The organism is Variovorax sp. 770b2 (genome assembly GCF_900115685.1).
Classification (GTDB): Bacteria; Pseudomonadota; Gammaproteobacteria; order Burkholderiales; family Burkholderiaceae_C; genus Variovorax.
On record NZ_FOXJ01000001.1, the window covers coordinates 2,525,003 to 2,545,050 of the forward strand.

At 66.9% G+C, this 20,048-nt stretch carries 23 protein-coding genes; 13 read left to right on the forward strand and 10 right to left on the reverse strand.

The window, feature by feature from the left end; translation table 11 throughout:
* Window positions 1-8: 8 nt before the first annotated feature.
* Window positions 9-278: a hypothetical protein gene (locus BM133_RS11555; RefSeq protein ID WP_093433822.1), complete on the forward strand. Its 270-nt coding sequence runs from the start codon at window positions 9-11 to the stop codon at window positions 276-278.
* A 232-nt stretch (window positions 279-510) separates the two neighbouring features.
* Window positions 511-1,095, forward strand: coding sequence for a class I SAM-dependent methyltransferase (locus BM133_RS11560; RefSeq protein ID WP_256219146.1), 585 nt, complete (start codon window positions 511-513; stop codon window positions 1,093-1,095).
* Window positions 1,096-1,110: 15 nt separating this feature from the next.
* On the opposite strand, the gene BM133_RS11565 is transcribed toward BM133_RS11560, so the two are convergent.
* On the reverse strand, window positions 1,111-2,043 hold the full coding sequence (locus BM133_RS11565) for a LysR family transcriptional regulator (protein ID WP_256219147.1): 933 nt from the start codon (window positions 2,041-2,043) through the stop codon (window positions 1,111-1,113).
* Between the two features lie 155 nt (window positions 2,044-2,198).
* Between BM133_RS11565 and BM133_RS11570 the strand changes: the two genes are divergently transcribed.
* Window positions 2,199-3,539 (forward strand): amidohydrolase, encoded by a 1,341-nt coding sequence (locus BM133_RS11570; protein ID WP_093433828.1) that lies wholly within the window; start codon window positions 2,199-2,201, stop codon window positions 3,537-3,539.
* A gap of 9 nt (window positions 3,540-3,548) precedes the next feature.
* Here the strand turns inward: BM133_RS11570 and BM133_RS11575 are convergent, their stop codons facing one another.
* Both BM133_RS11575 and BM133_RS11580 read right to left on the reverse strand, forming a co-directional pair.
* On the reverse strand, window positions 3,549-3,941 hold the full coding sequence (locus BM133_RS11575; protein ID WP_093433830.1) for a hypothetical protein: 393 nt from the start codon (window positions 3,939-3,941) through the stop codon (window positions 3,549-3,551).
* Between the two features lie 62 nt (window positions 3,942-4,003).
* A complete protein-coding gene (locus BM133_RS11580; protein WP_218158358.1) occupies window positions 4,004-4,438 on the reverse strand; it encodes a hypothetical protein in 435 nt (144 codons plus the stop codon).
* A gap of 263 nt (window positions 4,439-4,701) precedes the next feature.
* Between BM133_RS11580 and BM133_RS11585 the strand changes: the two genes are divergently transcribed.
* Window positions 4,702-6,375: an ATP-binding protein gene (locus tag BM133_RS11585; protein WP_177224785.1), complete on the forward strand. Its 1,674-nt coding sequence runs from the start codon at window positions 4,702-4,704 to the stop codon at window positions 6,373-6,375.
* Complete coding sequence (locus BM133_RS11590) at window positions 6,372-7,079, forward strand: alpha/beta hydrolase (RefSeq protein WP_093433834.1); 708 nt, start codon at window positions 6,372-6,374, stop codon at window positions 7,077-7,079. Before BM133_RS11585 ends, BM133_RS11590 begins: the two co-directional genes overlap by 4 nt.
* Here BM133_RS11590 and BM133_RS11595 read toward each other — a convergent pair.
* The 3 genes from BM133_RS11595 to BM133_RS11605 all read right to left on the reverse strand — a co-directional run bounded on the left by BM133_RS11595 (window position 7,057) and on the right by BM133_RS11605 (window position 8,934).
* The gene (locus tag BM133_RS11595; RefSeq protein WP_093433836.1) at window positions 7,057-7,902 is read right to left on the reverse strand and encodes a tRNA-uridine aminocarboxypropyltransferase; all 846 of its coding nucleotides are present in this window, start codon (window positions 7,900-7,902) and stop codon (window positions 7,057-7,059) included. The two genes, BM133_RS11590 and BM133_RS11595, sit on opposite strands and share 23 nt — an antisense overlap.
* A gap of 41 nt (window positions 7,903-7,943) precedes the next feature.
* Window positions 7,944-8,414, reverse strand: coding sequence for a hypothetical protein (locus BM133_RS11600; protein ID WP_143100119.1), 471 nt, complete (start codon window positions 8,412-8,414; stop codon window positions 7,944-7,946).
* A gap of 109 nt (window positions 8,415-8,523) precedes the next feature.
* Window positions 8,524-8,934, reverse strand: a complete 411-nt coding sequence (locus BM133_RS11605; RefSeq protein WP_093433840.1) for a cupin domain-containing protein — start codon at window positions 8,932-8,934, stop codon at window positions 8,524-8,526.
* A 494-nt stretch (window positions 8,935-9,428) separates the two neighbouring features.
* On the opposite strand from BM133_RS11605, the gene BM133_RS11610 reads away from it, so the two are divergent.
* Window positions 9,429-9,716 (forward strand): hypothetical protein, encoded by a 288-nt coding sequence (locus BM133_RS11610; protein ID WP_093433842.1) that lies wholly within the window; start codon window positions 9,429-9,431, stop codon window positions 9,714-9,716.
* A 27-nt stretch (window positions 9,717-9,743) separates the two neighbouring features.
* Here the strand turns inward: BM133_RS11610 and BM133_RS11615 are convergent, their stop codons facing one another.
* Entirely contained in the window at window positions 9,744-10,556 is an 813-nt protein-coding gene (locus BM133_RS11615) for a class I SAM-dependent methyltransferase (RefSeq protein ID WP_093433844.1), read from the reverse strand.
* 250 nt (window positions 10,557-10,806) lie between these two features.
* Between BM133_RS11615 and BM133_RS11620 the strand changes: the two genes are divergently transcribed.
* A complete protein-coding gene (locus BM133_RS11620; protein ID WP_093433845.1) occupies window positions 10,807-11,163 on the forward strand; it encodes a hypothetical protein in 357 nt (118 codons plus the stop codon).
* Window positions 11,164-11,211: 48 nt separating this feature from the next.
* Here the strand turns inward: BM133_RS11620 and BM133_RS11625 are convergent, their stop codons facing one another.
* Window positions 11,212-12,621, reverse strand: a complete 1,410-nt coding sequence (locus BM133_RS11625; RefSeq protein WP_093433847.1) for a DUF2130 domain-containing protein — start codon at window positions 12,619-12,621, stop codon at window positions 11,212-11,214.
* 418 nt (window positions 12,622-13,039) lie between these two features.
* On the opposite strand from BM133_RS11625, the gene BM133_RS11630 reads away from it, so the two are divergent.
* Both BM133_RS11630 and BM133_RS11635 read left to right on the forward strand, forming a co-directional pair.
* Entirely contained in the window at window positions 13,040-14,209 is a 1,170-nt protein-coding gene (locus BM133_RS11630) for a DUF1266 domain-containing protein (protein WP_093433848.1), read from the forward strand.
* A gap of 195 nt (window positions 14,210-14,404) precedes the next feature.
* Window positions 14,405-14,746 carry an immunity 51 family protein gene (locus tag BM133_RS11635; RefSeq protein WP_256219148.1) on the forward strand — a complete coding sequence of 114 codons (342 nt, stop codon included), beginning with the start codon at window positions 14,405-14,407 and terminating at the stop codon, window positions 14,744-14,746.
* Between the two features lie 122 nt (window positions 14,747-14,868).
* On the opposite strand, the gene BM133_RS11640 is transcribed toward BM133_RS11635, so the two are convergent.
* Together BM133_RS11640 and BM133_RS34580 are read right to left on the reverse strand one after the other, a co-directional pair.
* Window positions 14,869-15,234 carry a hypothetical protein gene (locus BM133_RS11640; RefSeq protein WP_143100120.1) on the reverse strand — a complete coding sequence of 122 codons (366 nt, stop codon included), beginning with the start codon at window positions 15,232-15,234 and terminating at the stop codon, window positions 14,869-14,871.
* 10 nt (window positions 15,235-15,244) lie between these two features.
* Window positions 15,245-15,457, reverse strand: coding sequence for a hypothetical protein (locus BM133_RS34580; protein ID WP_143100121.1), 213 nt, complete (start codon window positions 15,455-15,457; stop codon window positions 15,245-15,247).
* Between the two features lie 241 nt (window positions 15,458-15,698).
* On the opposite strand from BM133_RS34580, the gene BM133_RS11645 reads away from it, so the two are divergent.
* The 4 genes from BM133_RS11645 to BM133_RS11660 are packed head-to-tail and all read left to right on the forward strand — an operon-like array spanning window position 15,699 to window position 19,988.
* A complete protein-coding gene (locus BM133_RS11645) occupies window positions 15,699-16,241 on the forward strand; it encodes a Csu type fimbrial protein (RefSeq protein ID WP_093433853.1) in 543 nt (180 codons plus the stop codon).
* A gap of 21 nt (window positions 16,242-16,262) precedes the next feature.
* Complete coding sequence (locus tag BM133_RS11650; RefSeq protein ID WP_093433855.1) at window positions 16,263-17,081, forward strand: fimbrial biogenesis chaperone; 819 nt, start codon at window positions 16,263-16,265, stop codon at window positions 17,079-17,081.
* Window positions 17,059-19,419: a fimbria/pilus outer membrane usher protein gene (locus BM133_RS11655; protein ID WP_177224786.1), complete on the forward strand. Its 2,361-nt coding sequence runs from the start codon at window positions 17,059-17,061 to the stop codon at window positions 19,417-19,419. Before BM133_RS11650 ends, BM133_RS11655 begins: the two co-directional genes overlap by 23 nt.
* Entirely contained in the window at window positions 19,416-19,988 is a 573-nt protein-coding gene (locus BM133_RS11660) for a spore coat protein U domain-containing protein (protein ID WP_093433858.1), read from the forward strand. Before BM133_RS11655 ends, BM133_RS11660 begins: the two co-directional genes overlap by 4 nt.
* The last annotated feature ends 60 nt before the right edge of the window (window positions 19,989-20,048 follow it).

The window sequence follows — 20,048 nt, forward strand, 5'->3', positions numbered from 1 at the left end:
GGCACTGCATGGCTATTCAGAGCGAAGAACACAGGATCAACTACCGCGCCTGGGACATCGTGATCCGGTTGACGGTGGTCCGGGAGGGCGAGTGCATCTCCGGCCACGCCGACCTGCACCGGGACGGCGACCATCGGTGCCGGCTGGTCCTGGCGGCCACCATTTCCGATCCGGCTGAAATGATCGTCCAACTCGAAGCCAAGGCCAGGGGCTACATCGACGATTGGCAGAGCAGGCCTTCGGCGAGCGGTACGCCGGCGCCGGTTGACGTGCCCTGAACTTCTCTCGCGCCTGCGGTCCAGGCGCGACGGCGCGAGTGCGGGGGTGGAGATCCATGCGATCCGGGGGGGGCGGGCATCTGCTGCGGGAGGCGCTTTCGTGCTGACGCCGACCGGCACATAAACTGCCCGCATGTCCGAACCCAACACCGCTTTCAGCAACGCCTCGGCCCTCAACGACTACGCAGAGAAAACCGCCCGCATCGTCCCCGGCCTTCATGATCTGCAAACGATGGCCGCGCTGCTGGTCGCAGAGCACGCGCCCGAATCAGCGAACGTGCTGGTCATCGGCGCCGGCGGCGGCATGGAGTTGAAGGCGTTGGCGCAAGCGCACTCGCAATGGCGCTTCGTCGGCGTCGATCCGTCGCAACCCATGCTCGACCTGGCGGCGGCAACGCTCGGTGCGCTGGCCGAGCGGGTCCAGTTGCACCATGGCTATACCGACACGGCCCCCACCGGCCCGTTCGATGCCGCGACCTGCCTGCTGACGATGCACTTCGTGCCCGTCGAAGAAAGAAAGTCGACGTTGATGGAAATCCACCGTCGCCTGAAACCCGGTGCGCCGTTCGTCATGGCGCATCTGAGTTTTCCTCAAGCCCCAGAGGAGCGAGAGGTGTGGCTCTCGCGCTATGTCGCCTTCGCGGTGGCGTCAGGCGTCGATGCGCAGAACGCGCGCAAGGCGGCATCCGCCATCGGCTCGACGCTGCCGCTGCTCAGCCCGGAGCGGGAAGAAGAATTGCTGGTGGAAGCGGGCTTTGCGAACGTCCGCTTGTTCTATGCGGGCATGGCTTTCAGGGGCTGGGTGGCGCAGGCCTGAGCGGAGGCCCCGCCTTCAGGCTGCCGTTCGCGATCGCCTCGGAAGCGCCTTTTCGTCGCTCCGCATCCGCTCGGCAATCACCTCCCGCAACAACGGCAGCGTCGGCGCTTCGCTCCGGCCGGCCAGCGTGACCAGCCCGAAGCGCGCGGCGCTCAGCGGCGGGTGCACCGGCAGCGCCACCAGGTCCGGCGCGACCGCGCGCACGGCCAGCAGAACCGCATCCGTGTTGCGTGTGAGCTCCACCAGGTTCGATATCTCCGAGCAGCGCAAGGTCACGCACTGGTCGGGATGCGCCTCGGGGCCGTAGGCATCGACCATCGCGCGCATGACATCGCGCCCGAGGCTGGTCGAGGTCAGCGGATAGGCCAGCAGGTCCTGGAAACTCAATGGCCCGCGCTTCCTGGCCAGCGGGTGGCCGCGGCGGCACATGAACGCGCCGCGCATCTCCACGAGCGGTTCGATCCGCAGATCGACGCTGGGCGTCACGGCGCGGAACTCGACCACCACTGCGTCCAGCGCCCGTTGCCGCAGCGCCTGCAGGAGGCGGTCGGTGTCGCCGCGCAGGATGTCGATGCGCACCGGTGCGTCCAGGTAGGCCATGCGCTCCAGCAGCGGCGTTGCCAGCAACGCGCCGGGACCGGCGCCAAGCCCCACCCGCAAGGTGTTGCTGCCCTGGCCCCGCGCGGCAGCCACGAGATCGTCCGCATCGCAGACCAGGTGGCGCACGCGCTCGAGCATGTCGCGCCCGAAGTGCGTGAGCTCGCTGCGCCGCCCCACCCGGTCGAACAGCGCGCGCTGGAAGCCCCCCTCCAGCGCGTGGATGCTGCGGCTCAAGGCCGGCTGGGTGATCGACAGCGCCTTGGCCGAGCGGGTGAAAGAGCCCGTCTCGGCCACCGACAGGAAGTGCCGCAGCTGCACGAACGTCATGGTGGAAAGTGGCTTATTCATGCATTCGAATTATTGCAGCGCATAGAACAATGCATTGGACGCCTGGCAAAACTTTCCCTAGATTCGCGCTCGCCATGCAACAGCACACAAAGGCTCGCACCGACGCGCCGCGCGGCCACCCCGTTCGACACCCCTTCCCGGAGACACGCCCTCTCATGTTTTCTCTTCGCCAGCTTTCCCTCTCGCTGTCCTGCCTGTCCCTCTTCTGCGCGGCCGTGCCGGTGGCCATGGCGCAGAACGCGACGCCCTCCGCGCAGCGCATCGAACCGCTGGTGCGCGAGATGTACCCGCAACTCGATGCGCTCTACAAGGACATCCACGCGCATCCCGAGCTCGGATTCCAGGAGGTGCGCACCGCCGCCAAGCTGGCTGCCGAGATGCGCGCGCTCGGCTTCGAGGTGACCGAGCATGTGAACCGCACGGGCGTGGTCGCGGTCTACCGCAACGGCGCCGGCCCGACCGTGATGGTGCGAACCGAGCTCGACGCGCTGCCGATGGAAGAGAAGACCGGCCTGCCCTACGCGAGCAAGGCCAAGGCCCTGTGGCAGGGCAAGGAGACCTTCGTCGCGCACAGCTGCGGCCACGACATCCACATGGCCAGCTGGGCGGGCACGGCGCGCACGCTGCTCGCACTCAAGGACCAGTGGAAGGGCACGCTGGTGTTCATCGCGCAGCCCGCCGAGGAGGCAGGCGACGGTGCCAAGGGCATGCTCACGGAGGGGCTCTACAAGCGCTTTCCCAAGCCCGATTTCGCCTTCGCGCTGCATACGTCGGCATCGCCTTATGGCTACGTCGGCTACCGCGCGGGGCCGATCACCTCGGCATCGGACAGCATGGAGATCGTCTTCAAGGGCCGCGGCGGACACGGCTCCGCGCCGCACCGGGCGATCGATCCGATCATGATGGCCGCGCACTTCGTGACCGACGTGCAGGCCGTGGTGAGCCGCGAGAAGGACCCGAGCGAATTCGGCGTCGTCACGGTCGGTGCGATCCAGGCGGGCACGGCCGGCAACATCATCCCCGACGAGGCGCTGCTGCGCGGCACCATCCGCAGCTACGACCCGAAGGTGCGCGACGGGCTCATCGAGGGCGTGCGCCGCACCGCGAAGGCCACGGCCGCGATGGCCGGCGCGCCCGAGCCGGTGATCGGCCTGGACCCGTCCAAGGGCAACGCGGCCGTCATCAACGACCAGGCGCTGGTGCAGCGCACGGTGGCGGCGCTGAAGGCGCAACTGGGCGATTCGAAGGTCGTGCAGGTGCCGCCGATCACGGCGAGCGAAGACTTCTCGGAGTTCGCGATAGAGGGCGTGCCGACGATGTTCTTCTTCCTCGGGGTGAACGATCCGAAAGAGGTTGCGGATTCGCAGAAGCCTGGGGGCAAGCCGCTGCCGTTCAATCACTCGCCGTACTTCGCGCCGGTGCCCGAGCCGTCGATCACGACGGGGGTGCGGGCGATGACGGCGGCGGTGTTGAGTGCGTTGGGGGCGAAGAGCTGAGGGGCTGCGTCAGGGCGCACTTGCGCGGCCTGGCTTTTTCTCGATGGCGTGGATGCATCGCTGCATCCACTCGTCGGCGAACGCGCTGTACAGCGAACGCTCCGCGTCTTTCAATGGCGTGAAGAAACGAGACCGCGCCTTGACGCGTGCCAGGCCAACCAGGAGTTCATGGATGGCTTCGTCTCGCAGCACAGGCGTCTTGTTCTCGATGGGGGCGATGAAGTACGCGATGCCGCTGCGGGCATCGAACTCGAGCATCTCGCAACCTCGATCATGCGAATGGGCCAGATGGAACTGCGCGACCCGCGCCCATGCCAAGCGCGGCAACGTCGCGTGAATGATCTCGACCTCCGCCCGGGACAGTGCGTATTGGCGCCATGCGTTGTAGACGACGATCTTCATTCGAGCTTGTTCAAAAGAGTCGTTGGAGCGGAAACCGGTACTTCAAGCCGCTTGAGGCCGCTTCACCGGGAGTTCGGATCGAAGAGCGCAGCGATGAAGCGCCGGATCAACCGGTCAAACTCGAAGTACAGAAATATCGCGACGGCTGCGACACAGAGTGCGACGCCTCCCTCGGTTCGCCCAAGCAGCAGTGTGAACAGGCCGATGACCAGCAGCGCCAAGGATGCGAAGCGAATCGCCGTTCGCGTGTGCCGCGCGGTCCTTTTCTTCTTTCTGATCTCCTCGTCAGCGTATTGAACCTGCGCGCCTACGTCAGCGGTCGTTGCCTTCAATTCGTTCTGAAAGCGGCCCGGATCACGGCTGCCAAGAACGGTGCGAAGCGCGTGACCCGCCTCCTCCGAAAGGCTGTCGCCACGAGTGACGAGAAGATACGAAAGCTCTTCGTCGGTCATCCTCGAATAGCGATCGAGGAAATACGCCAGCTGTGCTTCTTCCAATTTCAAGGCCTCGTGTTGATCTGAGCAAGGTTTCATCAGCGGAGAGGGCAGGACGATCGACGGATCTGAGTGATCTGCCAGCGTTGCGCCGATTCTGCCCTGCGATGCACCCCCAGGCAGCAATGAGTCAACGCGCGGTCGAATCGCACTCTTGGAACACGGTGCCACCGCATTCACCGCGCTGGCATCTCCCAGTCTTGACCCAGGTCAAGCGCCAACCCCCTCCCCCCTGGCTAGCATCGAAGACGACACGAGGAGACACCGTGGAACTCGAGATACCGGAGATGCTGGCCGCCGCGCTGCAGGGCGAGGTCGGCGCGCAGTCGCCGCTGGGCCTTCAGCTGGGCGGGCATGGCGGCGGCAGCGGTGTGCGCATCGTCTCCAGCCGCCATTTCGACGGGCACGCGCTCAACCTGCTTTTTCAACTGGGCATGGGCACCGGCGCGCGCGACCTGGTGTTTCAGCTGCTCGCGCTGGACAACCTCAACGGCGAGCCGCAGGCGCGGCCCATCGCCAGCCTGGAGTTGATGGTGCCGGCGTTGATCGAATGGCTGCAGCGCGACCTGGTCGACGGCTGGCTCTACCAGCGCGGCAAGGACGGCGTGCTGCTGCCCTGGCTGGTGCACACGGTGCGCCTCGTAAAGCCGACGGATGGCGAGTCCTACGTGCTCGTGGGCCTCCTGGCCAACACGCTGCAGGCGGCCAACCGCGAGCCGCCTTCGGAGCCGCGCCTGCGTTTCGCGGGCATGACCTGGGGCCTGAGCTTCCATGCCGAAGACCTGCCGGGCCGCACGCTGGCCGGGCTCTTCGCGGACCACGGCTTTCACAAGGAATGCCCCGAGTTCAAGCGCGAGTACGACAAGCAGGTGGCCGCCTTCTCGCGGCTGCAGCCGCAGTTCGGCGCGCAGTTCACCATCGGCGGCAGCGCGTGGACTGCGGGCGAAGGCCCGCGCGCGAACATGGCGCACCACCGCCTGCCCGAAGGCGCGGCGGCACGCTGCGTGAACGACGAAGAGCTGCTGCAGCGCCGCTTCGACCTGGCCGCCGATCCGCACTACTGGCGCGAGAGCGGCATCGCCAGCGGCTTCGACCGCATTCCGCAGCACTGCTACCTGCACCTGTTCCACCTCGATTGGCACCGCAACATCTGGGTCCACGCGCAGCACGTGCAGGACTACAAATACCAGCCCGGCCTGCGCGAGCGGCTGGTGCTGCCGCAGGCGCACCGCGACCTGATCGACATCCTCACGGCCGACCGCTGCTTCCTGGTGGAAGACGTGGTGCCCGGCAAATCGGGCGGCACCACCATCCTGTGCAAGGGCGCGCCGGGCCTGGGCAAGACGCTCACGGCCGAGGTGTATGCGGAGGTGGTCGGCAAGCCGCTGTACCGCGTGCACTCGGGGCAGCTGGGCGTGACGGCCAGCTCGGTGGAGGCGAGCCTCACCAAGATCCTGCAGCGCGCCGCGCGGTGGGACTGCGTGCTGCTGCTGGACGAGGCCGACGTGTACATCCGCCGGCGCGACAACGACCTGCAGCACAACGCGATCGTGGCGGAGTTTTTGCGCACGCTCGAATACTTCAGCGGCCTGCTCTTCATGACGACCAACCGCGTGGGCGACATCGACGAGGCCATCCTCTCGCGCTGCATCGCCGTCATCGACTACCAGCCGCCGGGCCCCGACGATGCGCGCCGGCTCTGGTCGACGCTGTCGGCACAGCTGGGCCTGGCGCTGCCGGGCGCGGTGATCGACAGGCTGGTGGTGGACTATGCCGGCGCGAGCGGCCGCGACATCAAGGAGCTGCTCAAGCTCACGAGCAAGTACTGCCGCCGGAAGGACCTGCCGCTGTCGACGCAGTCGTTCGCGCAGTGCGCGGTGTTCCGCGGCATCGCGTGCGCGTCGTCGCAGTCCAGCGTGCAGCCGGAGGCGAACGAATGATCGACGCCAGCCTGCTCGGCGGCGCGCTTACCGGCCGCCTCGCCTTCCGGCCGGGCGCCCTGCCCGTTTCGCCGCAACTGCCGCCGGGGCGTCATGGCCTCTCGTTCGCCGAAGGGCGTGAGGCGGTGCTGGTGGTGCCCGAGGGCTTGCCTGCCGACGCGCCGGTGCCGCTCCTCGTGATGTTCCACGGCGCGGGCGGCGAGGCCAACCGGGTGCTGCCGCACTTCGTGGCGCACGCGCGGGCGCAGCGCTTCCTGCTGCTGGCGCCGCAGTCGATGTACCCGACGTGGGACATCGTGGTCGGCGGGCATGGGCCCGACCTGGAGCGGCTCGACGGCGCGTTGTCGCGGGTGGCGGAGCATTTCCGCATCGACGCGGCGCGCCTGGCGTTCGCCGGCTTCTCCGACGGCGGCAGCTACGCCCTGTCGCTCGGCGTGACCAATGGCGACGTGGCCAGCCACGTGATCGGGCTGTCGGCCGGCTTCATGAACGCCTTCACGCAGACGGGCAAGCCGCGCGTGTTTCTCGCGCATGGCCGCGCGGACAGCCAGTTGCCCATCGAGACCAGCGCGCACCCGCATGCGCGGCGGCTGCTGGAAAGCGGCCACGACCTGACGCTGCAGCCCTTCGATGGCGACCACGTCATCGTGCCGTGGGTGGTGGGGCGCGCGGTCGAGTTCTTCATGGGGCGGCAGGCGCCGTAGCAGCGGCCTTCTCCTGGCGCTGCACCTCGCGCAGAGCCTCGTGCTGGACCTCGCGCTGAACCTCGCGCAGACGCTGGTGCGCCTCGCCATCCCACACGATGGGCTGCTGGTTCTTCGCGCGCAGGTAGTGGTGCGTGAACACCGCGAGATACGCCTCCAGCGTTTGCTCGGCGAGGTGTTCGCCCGCGAGACGCATGCACAGGGCCGCCACCTCGCTGGTGCAGAAGTGATCGCCGCGGCCGGAGCGGCGCAGCTTGTATTGGGATATCTGCTCGGGCTCCAGGCTCAGCACCGGCAGCGCATCGAGGTAGGGGCTTCTGCTGAACATCTTGCGCGCCTCGCCCCAGGTGCCATCGAGCAGGATGAAGAGCGGGCGTTTGGCGATCGCACCGTCCGATGATTCGAGCGGCGATCCGAGGGGCGGGCCGAGGGGCGATTCGAGCGATGACGGCACAGTGCGCACCACCCGCTCGGGCGCCGCGTACTGCCCCGGAAACACCACATACGGTTGCCACTGCGGATCGCTCAACAGCGTCAGCAGCGCGGGATCGGTCTCCGTGCGCGCCCAGCCGAAGGCAAAGGTATCGGCCACCACATCGGCGATCAGCCAGCCCGTGTTGGTCGGCTTGAGCGGCTCGATGTCGGCCATGAGCAGGCACACGCCCGCGCGCGTGGCCACCGACGGGCGCAAGGCGCACATGCAGTGGCTCGGCAGCAGCCGGCAGCCCGCACAGCGCTCGCGCTTGAAACCACCGCGGGCAAGAAAGGGCTTGGCGCTTCGCGCGAGGCGTGCGGCGCGAAGAAGGGAAACGGCGTGAGGCATGCGGGGATTCTCGACGGTGCCCCGCAACCCCGCCGGCAGCCTCAACGGGCCGGCTGCAAGACGATCTTGTACTGGCCGGGTTTTCCGGCCTCGATGGTGACGTCCTGGTTGTCCTCCGTCGAATAGGGGTTCGCCGTGCGCAGCCGGATCTGCGATCCGCTGAACGCTTCGCGCCGATCGTCCAGCCTCACGGACGAGAAGCCGTTGGACAGCTCCTTCACCAGCACCCTTGCAGCCAGCCGGCGCTCGTCGCGTTCGCCGATGGCGATCCATTCGAGCCAGAGCTTCGAATGCACGTGCTCGAAGCCCTCCTGGACGATGACCACGCGAAGCGCGCCGCCGGACTTGGCCGTGTTCCACTCGCCGCCGGTTGCCACGGTGCTCACCTGCGGCGGCACGGCGGGCCCGTCGGTGCGGGCATGCGCCGCCGTTGCGCCTGCGCTCGATATTGCGATGGCGATCTCGAGCGCGATGACCAAGCGGGCGACGAGCTTCCGTGGAAACGACTTCATGGTCTTCATCCCTCGCTTCTGGGTTGGGGCGGTGCGGGCAACTGCCCGGACTGTATCCGCCCGCGTTGCCGGCGCCCAGCGGGCGATGCGCAGAAGCGCGTTCAGAAGCTCACTTGCTCACGACGAGCGGCTTGCCCTTCTGGACCAGGTAGGTCGCAAGCTCTGCCGCGTGGCCGCTGCCCACGTTCTTTGCCGAGTGGACCGCGCCCGCCGGAATGAACAGCGAATCGCCGACCTTGAGCGTGACGGGCGGCTGGCCCTCGAACTGGTACTGCACCGTGCCTTCGAGCACGTAGGCGATCTCTTCGCCCGGATGCGAGTGGAAGCCGAAGGCCGCGCCCTGCGCGAAGTCGACGCGCACCTGGATCACCTCGCGGCCGGGGTCGACCAGGTCGTGCTTGAGCGATTGGGTGCGGCCGATGCCGGAGGGCTGCTGCGCGAATGCGAAGTGCGGGGCCATGGTGCTGCCGGCGAGCAGCAATGCTGCGGCCATCGTTCGGATGTTCAGTGTCTTCGTCATGAGAACTTTCAGGGTGTGTGTGGATGACGAAGGCGATTCTTGGGGGCGAACGCCACGCCGGCTGCGTGCTTGGTATGCCTGTGTATCCGGGTGCGGTTTCACGACACTAAATTGCAGTGGATGAGCGGCGGTGCGCTCATCACGCGATCGGCGCGGGCCTTGCGCGCATTGCGAAAGAATCCGGAAAAGGTTCCGCACTGCATAAGCGGCATTTGTTGGCGCGAATCGAGACATCCTCGCGCGCCGAGGCGGCCGCATCGCGCCGCGCGTCCCTAAAGTGAATGCCCCTCTGACCCAACACCCCACCAAGGGGACATGGAAGGCATCGCACCCACGGCACCCTGATGAATCGAAGGCCGCTTCGCCTCGCGGCGGGTTGTCGGTGCGCAAGCACCGATGCAAAAGCGAGGTATCAAAAGGCGACGGCCGGGGTGCACAAACACCCCAGCCGTCTAACCAAGTGACGTGCAAATCTTTAAAGGAACGCACCCCAAATGGCTACCAAGACTATAGCCGGGCATCGCACGCCCGCATCCTCCCCCGCCGGCACCGACGAAGACCCGACGGACCTCCTCGAAAGCACCCTCGCACAACTCGAAGCGCTCATGTGGACATGCCACGGAGAAGACATCGACTGGTGCAGCGGCGATGGCCCTCGGCAGCTGGCCAACCTGCACTGGCTCGCAGCCGACCTGACGCGTCGGGCAAGCGATCTGTTCCAGCAGAGCCAGGCCGCGCGCCCTACCGCGCACAACGCGCACAACGCGCACAACGCGCGGTGAGACAAGCGCGGCCGGCGGGCTGCCTGGCTATCCCGTCGCCACGATCACATGCGCCTGGATCTTGCCGGCCACCGGGCCTTCGCCATGGCGGCTGGCAAGCACCTCGGCCGCGCGGTCGGTGGCAAGCTGAAGCAGGCTGGCGTCGCGCGCTTCGATCTCGTTGCGCAGCGGCGTGCCCTGGCAGTAGGCGGTGGCGACGGCACCTGCCGAGGGCGCGCGACTCACCTTCTCGCGCGTCGCGATCTCGATGCTGGCGAACCCCGCGCGTCGCAAGTCCTCGCGGATCAGCGCAACGTCGTGATAGCCGTGCGGCGTGCGCGCAAGAAAGCGCGGCGGATCATTCGGAAACACCGTGGCGACCGCGTGCGTCACGTCGTCGGCAAAGGCGTTGTCTTCGATGCGGTCCCACACGCTGAAGACAAAGCGCCCGCCCGGCTTCAGCACGCGGCGCGCCTGGGCGTAGCCGGCGGCGCGGTCGGGAAAGAACATCGCGCCGAACTGGCAGCAGACGACGTCGAACGAGGCATCGTCGAACGGCAGGTGGAGCGCATCCGCCTGCTGCCATTCGATGCGGCTGTCGGCGCCTTGCCGCGAGGCGGCGTAGTCGAGCATGGGCTGGTTGAGGTCGGTCACCACGTAGCGCGCGTGGGCGCCCAGCCTTGGCGCGAGCGCCCGCGTGACCACGCCGCTGCCGGCCGCCGTCTCCAGCACCGCGCCGGGCGACGATGCCGCGGCAAGCTCGGCCATGTCGGCGGCGTAGGCCTCGAAGATCAGGGGGACCATCAGCGTGTCGTAGAACTTCGGGATCGAGCCCGCGAACACCTTGTCGGCTGCAGCCATGGGATCTCCTTGAAAGCTCCGGGCGGCGACCTTGGTCACCGGTTGCAGAGCAGGGCAGACCTCCCATCGCGTGCATGGTGGCCGCGCACGGAACCCGCGTCAACATCCCCTGTTCGGGCTACCCCATGCGCGTCTTGCGTTAGGCTTTTGCCTTGGGCCTTCCAGGCACTCGCGCCTCGCGCAGTTTCAGGCTTGGCCGGATCGCGGCGCGCCCTCTCTCGCCACTCACACATCCCGACGACTCGACGACATGTTCTCCGCCCTTTACTACACGCTGATGCTCCTGCTCGGATTCGCCTGGTACAAGCTCGGGCAGAACCTGCTGCGCAAGGGGTATCGCGATGAGAACGATGAACGCGTCGAAGGATTCGTCGGGCCGGTGGGATTCCTCGTGGCCGCAGGTGTGGGCTGCTACCTCTTGTTCGCCTTGCTGCGCGCGCTTTTTCAAGGCCAGGTGCCATGCATCGGCAAGGCTTGCAGGATGCAGGTCTACACCCTGGCGGCAAATGCCGGCGAGTACTGGGCCAACACATTCTTCCTGGCCTGGATGGTGCTCGGCCTTGGCTACGCGCTCTATGTGACGTGGAAGATCTGGTTTCGCGCGTAGCGTTGTCTGGAGCGCGTTGAAAGCGCCTTCAAGAATGTGGGCCCTGCGTCACTCCGCATCGGTGGGCCCCTGGTTCTTGAGCTCCACGAACTTGGCCGCCATCGTCGGGTTGCCGCGCGTGAGCTTCTTGATCGTCACGTCCTGCGCCTTGTCGTTCGCAAGCCGCAGGTTGCGGTCGGTGCCGAGCAGCGCCTCTTTCGTCTTCTGCAGGTGGTCGATCGATTTGTCGATCTCTGCAATGGCCTTCTGGAAGTGCCCGGAGGCGAGGTCGTAGTTCCTGGCGAACGCGGCCTTGAAGGTTTCCAGCTCGGTCTCGAACTTCGTGATGTCGATGTTCTGCGCTTTCACCAGCGCCAGCTCCGATTTGTACTTGAGCGAGTTCATCGCCGCATTGCGCAGCAGCGTGATGATGGGCAGAAAGAACTGCGGCCGCACGACGTACATCTTCGGATAGCGGTGGAACACGTCCACGATGCCGGTGTTGTAGAGCTCGTTCTCGGGCTCCAGCAGCGACACCAGCACCGCGTACTCGCAGCCCTTTTCCGCGCGGTCCTTGTCGAGCTCCTTCAGGAAGTCTTCGTTCCTGTTTTTCGTCGCGGTGCGATCGCTCTCGTTCTTCATCTCGAACATGATCGAGACGATCTCGGTGCCGGCCTCGTCCGCATCGCGAAAGATGTAGTCGCCCTTGCTGCCGGTGCGCGCGTCGTTGTCCTTCTCGAAATAGGCCCGGGGAAACGCCATCGACCGGATGCGGTTGAACTCCGTCTCGCAGTGCTGCTCCAGCGTTTCGCCCACCATCTTGGTGGACAGGCGCGCCTTCATGTCGCGCAGGCGCTCGATCGCGTCGTCACGGTCCTTGATCTGCGTCTCGTACTTGTCCTTGAGCGATTTCTCGGCCAGTTGCTTTTCGAGTTCCGCCCGTTCGAGGCCGCTCTTGAACTGGTCCCGCTCCTTCTCGACCACGCCGACGGCCTCGGTGATCGCGAGCTTCTGCGCCACCTCGATGGCATCGAGCTGGGCTTTGAGGCCCTGGATCTCCGCTTCCTTCGCGGCGGCGCCCCGCTGCAGTTCGCTCACGTGCCTGGCCTCGGCCAGCTCGGTCGCGGCGCGCTTGTCCTGCCGGGCCTGCGCCAGTTCGTTGGCGAGTGCATCGCGCTCTTTCTCCACGGTGCCCAAGGCTTCGCTCACGGCGAGCTTGCGTGCGACATCGCCGGCTTCGAGCCGCGCCTTGAGCTCCTGGATTTCGCCGTCTTTGGCCGCGGCGGCTTTCTGCAATTCGCCGGCGGCCCTGGTCTGCGCGAGTTCGACGGCGTTGCGCTTGTCCCGCTCGGCCAGTTCGAGCCGCTCGTGCAACTGCTTCTCGAAATCGCCGTCGCGCACTTGCTTCAGGATGTCCGCGTAGCCGGCCTCGTCGATCTTGAATGCCTTGCTGCAGTGGGGGCAGATGATTTCATGCATGGCTATTTGCCCTCTGCGTTGAATGCGATCTGCATGCGCATTTCGGGCATTGCGCGCCCGGCCGCGAGGGTTGGCGTCGTCATGTCTTTCGGCGTGCGGGAGTTCTTGCTGCGAGCGGATTGAATACTCATGTGCAACTTTCAATTTTTGTCTGCGTGGCGGGATGCTAGACGACCCTGATGGCATGCCGTATCGGGCGGCCTCAAGCCGCGTGGCCGTGGGCGGATACAGTCGGCCGATACCGATACCAGATGCTGGGCGGGCGCGATCTTGCCCTCGCCGAAGCGCCGTTGCCCTTCCAGTGCGCCGGCATGACATCGCTGTCTCCGATGATGGTGGTCTTCTTTGTGATTGCTTTGAGCCCGGTTGGGAATGATCTCCCTGAGGTTTTCCTCGCCCGGCGCCGTGGCGCTGCGCTATGGTCAAGTACTCTGTCGTCTATGGAGAAATCGCAGTGTTCAAGTTCTTGAAAGAGTGGGTCGACTCGGCCAAAGAAGGCCTGGCGGAAGCCCGCACCGAGCTCGCGCAGGAGGCTGCGGAAAAGGCCGCCAAGAGCGAGGCCGCTTCGGCGGAGATTCTTGCCCGGCTGGAGCGCGCCTCGGCGTTGGAGAAGTTCGCCGTGTCGCTCGCCGCACCCTATCGGCAGGCCTTCATGCGCGAGTTGGGCGCCGCCAGGCGCGAGGAGCGGCCCGCCATCTTCCTCACCTGCATCGATCTTCCCGACGGCGAACTGGCGTCATGGAAAAAACTGCTCGAACGCGACTTCTCGGTCGATGGCGCCGCCAACGCGCAAGACACGGTGGCCGCGATGGTTGCGTCGCTCCTCGACGAAACCGACCCCGATGCCGCAGCCGTGCTGATTGCGCGGGCCACGCACCTGGCCACCGGTGCGGCCGCGCTGGGCTATGCGTCGCATGCGCAGGTGCTGCAATGGCTCGAGCCAGTGGCCGCCAGCGCCGCCGCGCGCTTCGACGGCTGGAAGCCTTATGGCGAGGCCTTCCTCACCGGCGAGCGCGATGCGCCCGGCAGCAACGCGCTCGCGCGCAAGTTGCTGCGTGGCGTGGTGGATTCGCTGGTCGCCGATCCCGTCAGCCCTTGGGTGTCGATTCCTTGGCCGAGCGCGGAAACAGCAGCGCCTTGGCGCAAGTCACAGGCCGCTGCCGACATGCCCGCGTCCGTTGAAGAACGCATGGCCTCACAGGCCGCCGACTTCGTTGCGGCGTTCTCGGCTGCAGGCTCGCCCATCGATGGCTCGAAGCTGGACTACAGCAGCGCGTCGATGGTGTGGGTCGATCAACTTCTTGACGACTTTTTTCAACGCAAGGCGCCGTTGCCCGATGACCTGCACTTCATGACGTCGGCCTATGTGTTCGAGTCAGCGCGTCGCGCGTTCGGCGGGCGGTACCTGCGCGGTGACCATGAGAACCCCTTCGTGCTCGTGATTGGAGCGGCGAAAGCCGAGGTGGGCGTCTGCGCGATGGCCAAGGTGCGCGGCCGCGCCACTCTCGGACCGGAGGACAGCCTCCACTTTTTCTGCCAGGGCATTGCGCCTGCGGTGCAGCGCGGCGTGAGCGCAATGCTGATCTGAGCGGAAAATTGGAACTCGATCGACATGGACAGCCGGCAATGGCAATCTGGTTCGCCATGGCATTGCGCTCCCCTGGGTCGTCTGCATGAAACTTCTGGCCGTTGCTCCGCAGCGCGACGCAAAGCAAGTCGATTCAGATTGATCCGCTCGACTCCTGGAATCGGCCAGATCCCCTTGCCTTAAGGATTGATGGAAATGAAATTTGAGCCACAGATCGAACCCTTTTGGATTCATCACCATGAGGACAACACCTCGGTCACGCTGAGCGTCGGAGGCTACAAGGACGCGATATTCGCAGAGCGCGCCGACGAAGGCTTCGAAGGCAGCGGCTACGACTGGGCCTCGCTGGCCGCAGTTTTCATAGCCGAAAAAATGCCCGCGATTGAAGCCGACATTCGATTCGATCCAGAGGCAGGTATGTTTTGCGCTTATTCGAAGAACAGGGAAGCGGTGGAAAAATTCGCTGTCGCCTTCCATGCCATGTGCGAAGACGAGGCGCAGATGCGGGAGCTTTTCACGAGGGCGGTATTGGATTGACTTGCATGAGGCGCCATCTTCTTGAATGAGATGAGCATGCGTTGAACGACTGCTTTGAAGAGGAGCGACCGGCTGCAGTCGGCCACAACCGGTCAGTCGCCGATTCAACGGTTATGACCGCTTCACGCTGAGAGCGGTCGAGTCGTCAATATCCCAGCAATTGCCTCGGCGTCATCAGCAGCCTTGGAGCGCCACTCTGTTGGAGGATCCGTGTTGCCTATTGAACCGTTCCGGATCTGCGCTGCCACCTCTAGGAAAACTCGTCTCCAGAAGTCTTGCTGGGTCGCTGCCGGAAAGTAGTCTTCGATCGACAAATCGAAGCCAAGGTACATATCAGAGGTACTGCTCACCAAGCGCGCCACGAACTCAGATTCTTCCGCATTGGCCGCCTTCGAGTTGCCGACTGTGACGGCAAAATCGAGCAGCGCCGCGAACCTCTGATTTGAAAGGAAGACGGAGCGGGTCGCGGAAAAAACTGATGAGGTCATAGCCTTTAGTTTAGGGTCGCGCATGGCGCTTCGACGGCCCGCTTCCGCTGTAAAGCGGACGTCGGTCGAGGCGCATCGAATGTCGAATTTGGGCCCACAAAAGACATCCCCAATCCTCGAAAGGAGACATCCGGAAGACGTTGCGATCGACCCGCTCAAGCGCCTCATTCGCCAGCATGCTTCGAGCGACCTCCTCGACCTCTTTGTCTCTTTCGAGCTGCATGGCTTCTCCTGTCGAGCATGCGGTTGCGGATGGGCGGCAAGCCAGGCCGCAAGCACCGACCATCGCAACGGGATGCACCGAACGGCCGCCTGTGGCGATTGGGATAGGCCCAAATCATTCTTCCTCGAGCACATGAGCGCAAAGGTACTGTCGCGGCAGGTTGACGACCGGGATGTTCCTACGTCGCATCGGCGCGGGAGTGGTTAAAACGGGACTGTCTTCCGATGAAAGGTCCCACCCGATGCGCCACACGCTCCGCCCTCTTCTTCTTGCCGCAGCCCGCATCGTGTTGCCCGCCAGCGCGCTGCTCGCTCCGCTTGCGATCGTGCAGCCCGCCAACGCGGCCACCGCGACCACCACCTTCCAGGTGACGGCCACGGTGCTCAAGGCCTGCCTGATGACGACGCCGGCCACGCTGGCCTTCGGAAACTACGACCCCGCAGCCGCCACGGCGCTGAGCGGCACCACCACCTTCAGCGTCACCTGCACGTTCGGCACGCCCTACTCGCTCGGGCTGAACGCGGGCACCAGCGCGGGCGCGACGATCACCACGCGCGCCATGACCAGCCCGACGGCGGCCGCCGGCAACAACAAGCTGTCGTACGGCCTCTTCAAGGAAAGCACGCACTCCACCAACTGGGACAACAGCACCTCGGCCACCGGCTACACCGGTACCGGGCTGCCCCAGACACAGACCGTGTACGGACAGATTCCCACCGCGCAGTACACGGCCGCCGCAGCGACCGACTACGCCGACACCATCACGCTCACGCTGACCTATTGATTCCGGATTGACCGCAGATCGATGGCAGCCACCCGCGGCATGCGCCGCACCTTTGTGCTGTGGTCCGCGCTGCTGCCTTGCGTGCTGTGGCCCACCGGCGCGCCGGCCGCCAGCCTGAGCGTGGCGCCGCTGCGCATCGTGCTGACGCCGCAAAGGCCGGTCGCCTCGCTCACCATGGGCAACGGCGACGAGGCGGAGGTCGCGGTGCAGGCCGAGGTGCTGGCCTGGTCGCAGGAGGACGGGCGCGATGTCTACCAACCCACGCGCGAGGTGCTGGTCAACCCCGCCATCTTCCGGCTGCCGCCGGGCGGGCGGCAGATCGTGCGCCTGGGGCTGCAGGTGCCGGCCGAGGCTGCGGAGCGCAGCTACCGCGTGTTCCTGCGCCAGCTGCCGCGCGACCAGGCGCTTGCAACCGAAGGTGCCGGGGGCGCGAAACTGCAGACGCTGCTGCGCATCGGCGTGCCGGTCTTCGTGCCGCCGCTGCAGTTGCGGCAGGCGCTGCAGTGGCGACTGCAGGCGAAGGATGCGGGTGGCGCAAAGGATGCGGGCGGAGCGGGCGGCGCGGGCGGGCGTGGGTACAGCCTCATGCTCGACAACCAGGGCAGCGAGCACATCCAGGTCACGCAGCTGGTGGTGCGCCGCGAGGGCGGCGGCGAACTGCTGCGAAAGAACCTCTCGCACTACGCACTGGCCGGGCAGTCGGCCGGCATCGCGCTGGAGCTCCCGGCCCTGCCACCCGATACCCGCCTGCACATCGAGGCCACCACCGATGCACCCGAGCCCGCGTCCACCGTCACCGCCACCGTGCTCGTGCCCCGTGCGCCTGCCGCGTCGCGCTAGCGTCTGGGCGTGCTGCGGCTGGCTGGGGCTGCACGTTGCCTGCGCGCAAGCCCTGCCTGCCGAAGAAGGTGCCCAGGCCCTGGACGGTGCACAGCCGGCGATCCTGGACGTGCACATCAACGGGCAGGCGCAGCAGGCGCCGCGTCCGCTGCTTCGGCGCGGCGCACAACTGCTGGCCACCGAAGCCGACCTGGCCGCCTGGCGCCTGGTGCGGCCGTCCACGCCGGCCCTCCGGCGCGGAGAGACCAACTACTACGACCTGCGCGCATTGCCGGGCGCGCGGCTGCAACTGGACGAGAGCGCGCAGAGCGTGCTGCTGACGGTGCCGGCCGATGCGTTCACGCCCGGCACCGTGCACGCGCAGCGGCCCGCGAGCGATCGCCCGCCGCTGTCGGCCTCGGCCTTCGGTGCCTTCCTCAACTACGACCTAGTGCTGCAGCACGACCGCGAGGGCACGCGCGGCTCGGGCTACTTCGACGCCGCGGCCTCGGGCGAATGGGGGCTCGCGGGCACGGGCCTGGTCGCCGGGCGCTCCGCCTCGGGGGGGCATGGCGCCACGCGGCTGGACAGCTATTTCCGCCGCGACGACCCCGACCGCCTGACGCGCCTCACGGTCGGCGATGCGATCACGCAGGCCTCGGCGTGGTCCACGCCCTTTCGCTTCGGCGGCGTGCAGTTCGGCACGCGCTTCGGCTTGCAGCCGGGCTACATCAGCTACCCGACGCCCACGCTGAGCGGCGGCGCGGCCGTGCCCTCGGCGGTGGAGGTGTACGTGAACGACACGCTGCGCTACCAGCGCCGCGTCGATTCCGGGCCGTTCGCGATCACCGATGTGCCGGTGCTCACCGGCGCGGGCGAGATGCGCTTCGCGGTCACCGACGCGCTGGGCGTGCAGCGCACCGTGACCACGCCCTACTACGTGAGCTCGAACCTGCTGCGCGCGGGCCTGTCCGACTACTCGGTGGAAGCCGGCTGGACGCGCCTTCGCTACGGCGAGCGCAGCTTCGACTACGGGCCGCCCTTCGTGGCCGGCAGTTGGCGGCGGGGCCTCAGCGACAGCGCCACCGTCGAGGTGCGCGGCGAGGCCGGCGCGCGCAGCCAGACGGCCGGCGCGGGCCTTGCCTGGGTGTGGGGCACGGTGGGCGAGTTCGCGTTGCATGGCGCCGCCAGCCGCAGCCGCGATGGCGGCAGCGGCCGGCTCTGGCGCGCCGCCTACACGCGCACCAGCGACGAATGGAATTTCTCGGCCAGCCGGCAGGTGGCGAGCCGCGGCTTCACGCAGATCGCCTGGCAGGACAGCCCCGTGCACGTCGATGCCCAGAGCCAGCTGTTCGCGGGCCGCTCGCTGGGCCGCTACGGCACGCTGGGCGCCAGCCACACCCGCCTGCACTACAACACCGGCGAACGCGTGGGCGTGACCACGGCGAGCTGGTCGATCGGCGTGGGCGGCAGCGCGTGGCTTGGAACCTACGTGGCCCACACGCGCCAGGAGGGCAGGCGCTCCACGACGTCGGTGGGCGTGAGCCTGAGCTTTGCGCTCGGCGAAGGCCGCAACGCCTCGCTCTCGTTGCAGCAGCAGAACCCCGGAAGGCATTCGGCCGTCGCCGAGATGAGCCAGCAGCCGCCCAGCGACACCGGCTGGGGGTACCGGCTGCGCGCAGCCGATGGCGAGAACGCGCGCAGCGAGGCCGGCGCAGACTACCGCGGCCGCTACGGCCTGCTCTCCGCCGAGGCGGCGCACGCACAGGGCCAGAGCGCATTGCGCGTGCGCGCCAGCGGCGCCGTGGGCTACGCAGGCGGCATGACCTTCGCCACCCGCCAGTCCGACGATGCGTTCGCGCTGGTGACGGTGCCCGGCGCCCCGGGCGTGCAGGTGTACCGCGAGAACCTGCCCTGGACCACCACCGACAGCCAGGGGCGCGCCGTGGTCTCGGGGCTGCGCGCCTACGAGCCCAACCACATCAGCATCGACAACGGCGACCTGCCGATCCAGGCGCAGGTGCGCAGCGACGTCCTGCGCGTGGTGCCGCGCTACAAGGGCGTGGCCGCCGCCAGCTTCGACATCTCGCACGGGACGCTGGCGAGCGCCACGGTGCTGCTGCCCGACGGCAGCCCGCTGCCCGCGGGCATCGACGTGCTGCGGCCGGCACGCGGCACGTCGCTGGTCTCGGGCTTCAACGGCCAGCTCTCGATCGACGACCCGCAGCCCCGCGAGAGCTTCGAGGCCCGGTGGACGAAGGGGCATTGCCGCTTCACGCTCGGCGAGATCGAGCGCTCCGGCGCACTGCCCTCGATGGGGCCTTACCGATGCGAGCCCATTGCATCGCCGCGGCCATGAAGCGCACTGCACGAACTACACACGGTGCACACGGTGCGCGCAGCGCACACAGCGCACGCACCGCACGCAATGCATCGGCGCTGGCCCTTGGCCTCGCTGCCCTGCTGGGCGCGCACGATGCGGATGCCGCATGCACGGGCGTGGGGCTGTTCAGCTGCGGCGCGACGGTCACCGTGCCCCTGCCGCTCGCGTTCGGAAACTACGACCCGGCCAGCCTCACGCCCAAGGACAACACCACCACCATCAACGTCGTCGGCACGGTCACCGGCCTGGGGATTCTGGTGACCCTGTCTTACTCGATCGGCCTGAGCGCGGGCACGGGCGGCACCATCGCCAACCGGCAACTGACAGGCCCGGCCAGCACGCCGCTGGGCTACAACCTCTACACCACCAATGCGCGCACCACCGTGTGGGGCACCGGAACGGTCACCGACAGCTACAGCGCGCTCGCATCGGTTGGCGGCACCTCGGTGCCGCGCAGCTACACCGTGTATGGGCGCATTCCGATCGGGCAGTACGTTGCGCCGGGCGGCTACAGCAACACCATCACGGTGACGGTGACCTACTGAGGTGCGCACGGGATGAGAGGCCACGCTCCCTGGCGCTCGCCCCTATGGCAACATCCCGCC

What these genes read in the sequence shown, in the direction of transcription:
- BM133_RS11555 (WP_093433822.1), top strand. Translation starts at nt 9, where the DNA reads ATGGCTATTCAGAGCGAAGAACACAGGATCAACTACCGCGCCTGGGAC.
- BM133_RS11560 (WP_256219146.1), top strand. Translation starts at nt 511, where the DNA reads ATGGCCGCGCTGCTGGTCGCAGAGCACGCGCCCGAATCAGCGAACGTG.
- BM133_RS11565 (WP_256219147.1), bottom strand. Translation starts at nt 2,043, where the DNA reads ATGAATAAGCCACTTTCCACCATGACGTTCGTGCAGCTGCGGCACTTC.
- BM133_RS11570 (WP_093433828.1), top strand. Translation starts at nt 2,199, where the DNA reads ATGTTTTCTCTTCGCCAGCTTTCCCTCTCGCTGTCCTGCCTGTCCCTC.
- BM133_RS11575 (WP_093433830.1), bottom strand. Translation starts at nt 3,941, where the DNA reads ATGAAGATCGTCGTCTACAACGCATGGCGCCAATACGCACTGTCCCGG.
- BM133_RS11590 (WP_093433834.1), top strand. Translation starts at nt 6,372, where the DNA reads ATGATCGACGCCAGCCTGCTCGGCGGCGCGCTTACCGGCCGCCTCGCC.
- BM133_RS11595 (WP_093433836.1), bottom strand. Translation starts at nt 7,902, where the DNA reads ATGCCTCACGCCGTTTCCCTTCTTCGCGCCGCACGCCTCGCGCGAAGC.
- BM133_RS11600 (WP_143100119.1), bottom strand. Translation starts at nt 8,414, where the DNA reads ATGAAGTCGTTTCCACGGAAGCTCGTCGCCCGCTTGGTCATCGCGCTC.
- BM133_RS11605 (WP_093433840.1), bottom strand. Translation starts at nt 8,934, where the DNA reads ATGACGAAGACACTGAACATCCGAACGATGGCCGCAGCATTGCTGCTC.
- BM133_RS11610 (WP_093433842.1), top strand. Translation starts at nt 9,429, where the DNA reads ATGGCTACCAAGACTATAGCCGGGCATCGCACGCCCGCATCCTCCCCC.
- BM133_RS11615 (WP_093433844.1), bottom strand. Translation starts at nt 10,556, where the DNA reads ATGGCTGCAGCCGACAAGGTGTTCGCGGGCTCGATCCCGAAGTTCTAC.
- BM133_RS11620 (WP_093433845.1), top strand. Translation starts at nt 10,807, where the DNA reads ATGTTCTCCGCCCTTTACTACACGCTGATGCTCCTGCTCGGATTCGCC.
- BM133_RS11625 (WP_093433847.1), bottom strand. Translation starts at nt 12,621, where the DNA reads ATGCATGAAATCATCTGCCCCCACTGCAGCAAGGCATTCAAGATCGAC.
- BM133_RS11630 (WP_093433848.1), top strand. Translation starts at nt 13,040, where the DNA reads ATGGTCAAGTACTCTGTCGTCTATGGAGAAATCGCAGTGTTCAAGTTC.
- BM133_RS11635 (WP_256219148.1), top strand. Translation starts at nt 14,405, where the DNA reads ATGAAATTTGAGCCACAGATCGAACCCTTTTGGATTCATCACCATGAG.
- BM133_RS11640 (WP_143100120.1), bottom strand. Translation starts at nt 15,234, where the DNA reads ATGACCTCATCAGTTTTTTCCGCGACCCGCTCCGTCTTCCTTTCAAAT.
- BM133_RS34580 (WP_143100121.1), bottom strand. Translation starts at nt 15,457, where the DNA reads ATGCAGCTCGAAAGAGACAAAGAGGTCGAGGAGGTCGCTCGAAGCATG.
- BM133_RS11645 (WP_093433853.1), top strand. Translation starts at nt 15,699, where the DNA reads ATGCGCCACACGCTCCGCCCTCTTCTTCTTGCCGCAGCCCGCATCGTG.
- BM133_RS11650 (WP_093433855.1), top strand. Translation starts at nt 16,263, where the DNA reads ATGGCAGCCACCCGCGGCATGCGCCGCACCTTTGTGCTGTGGTCCGCG.
- BM133_RS11660 (WP_093433858.1), top strand. Translation starts at nt 19,416, where the DNA reads ATGAAGCGCACTGCACGAACTACACACGGTGCACACGGTGCGCGCAGC.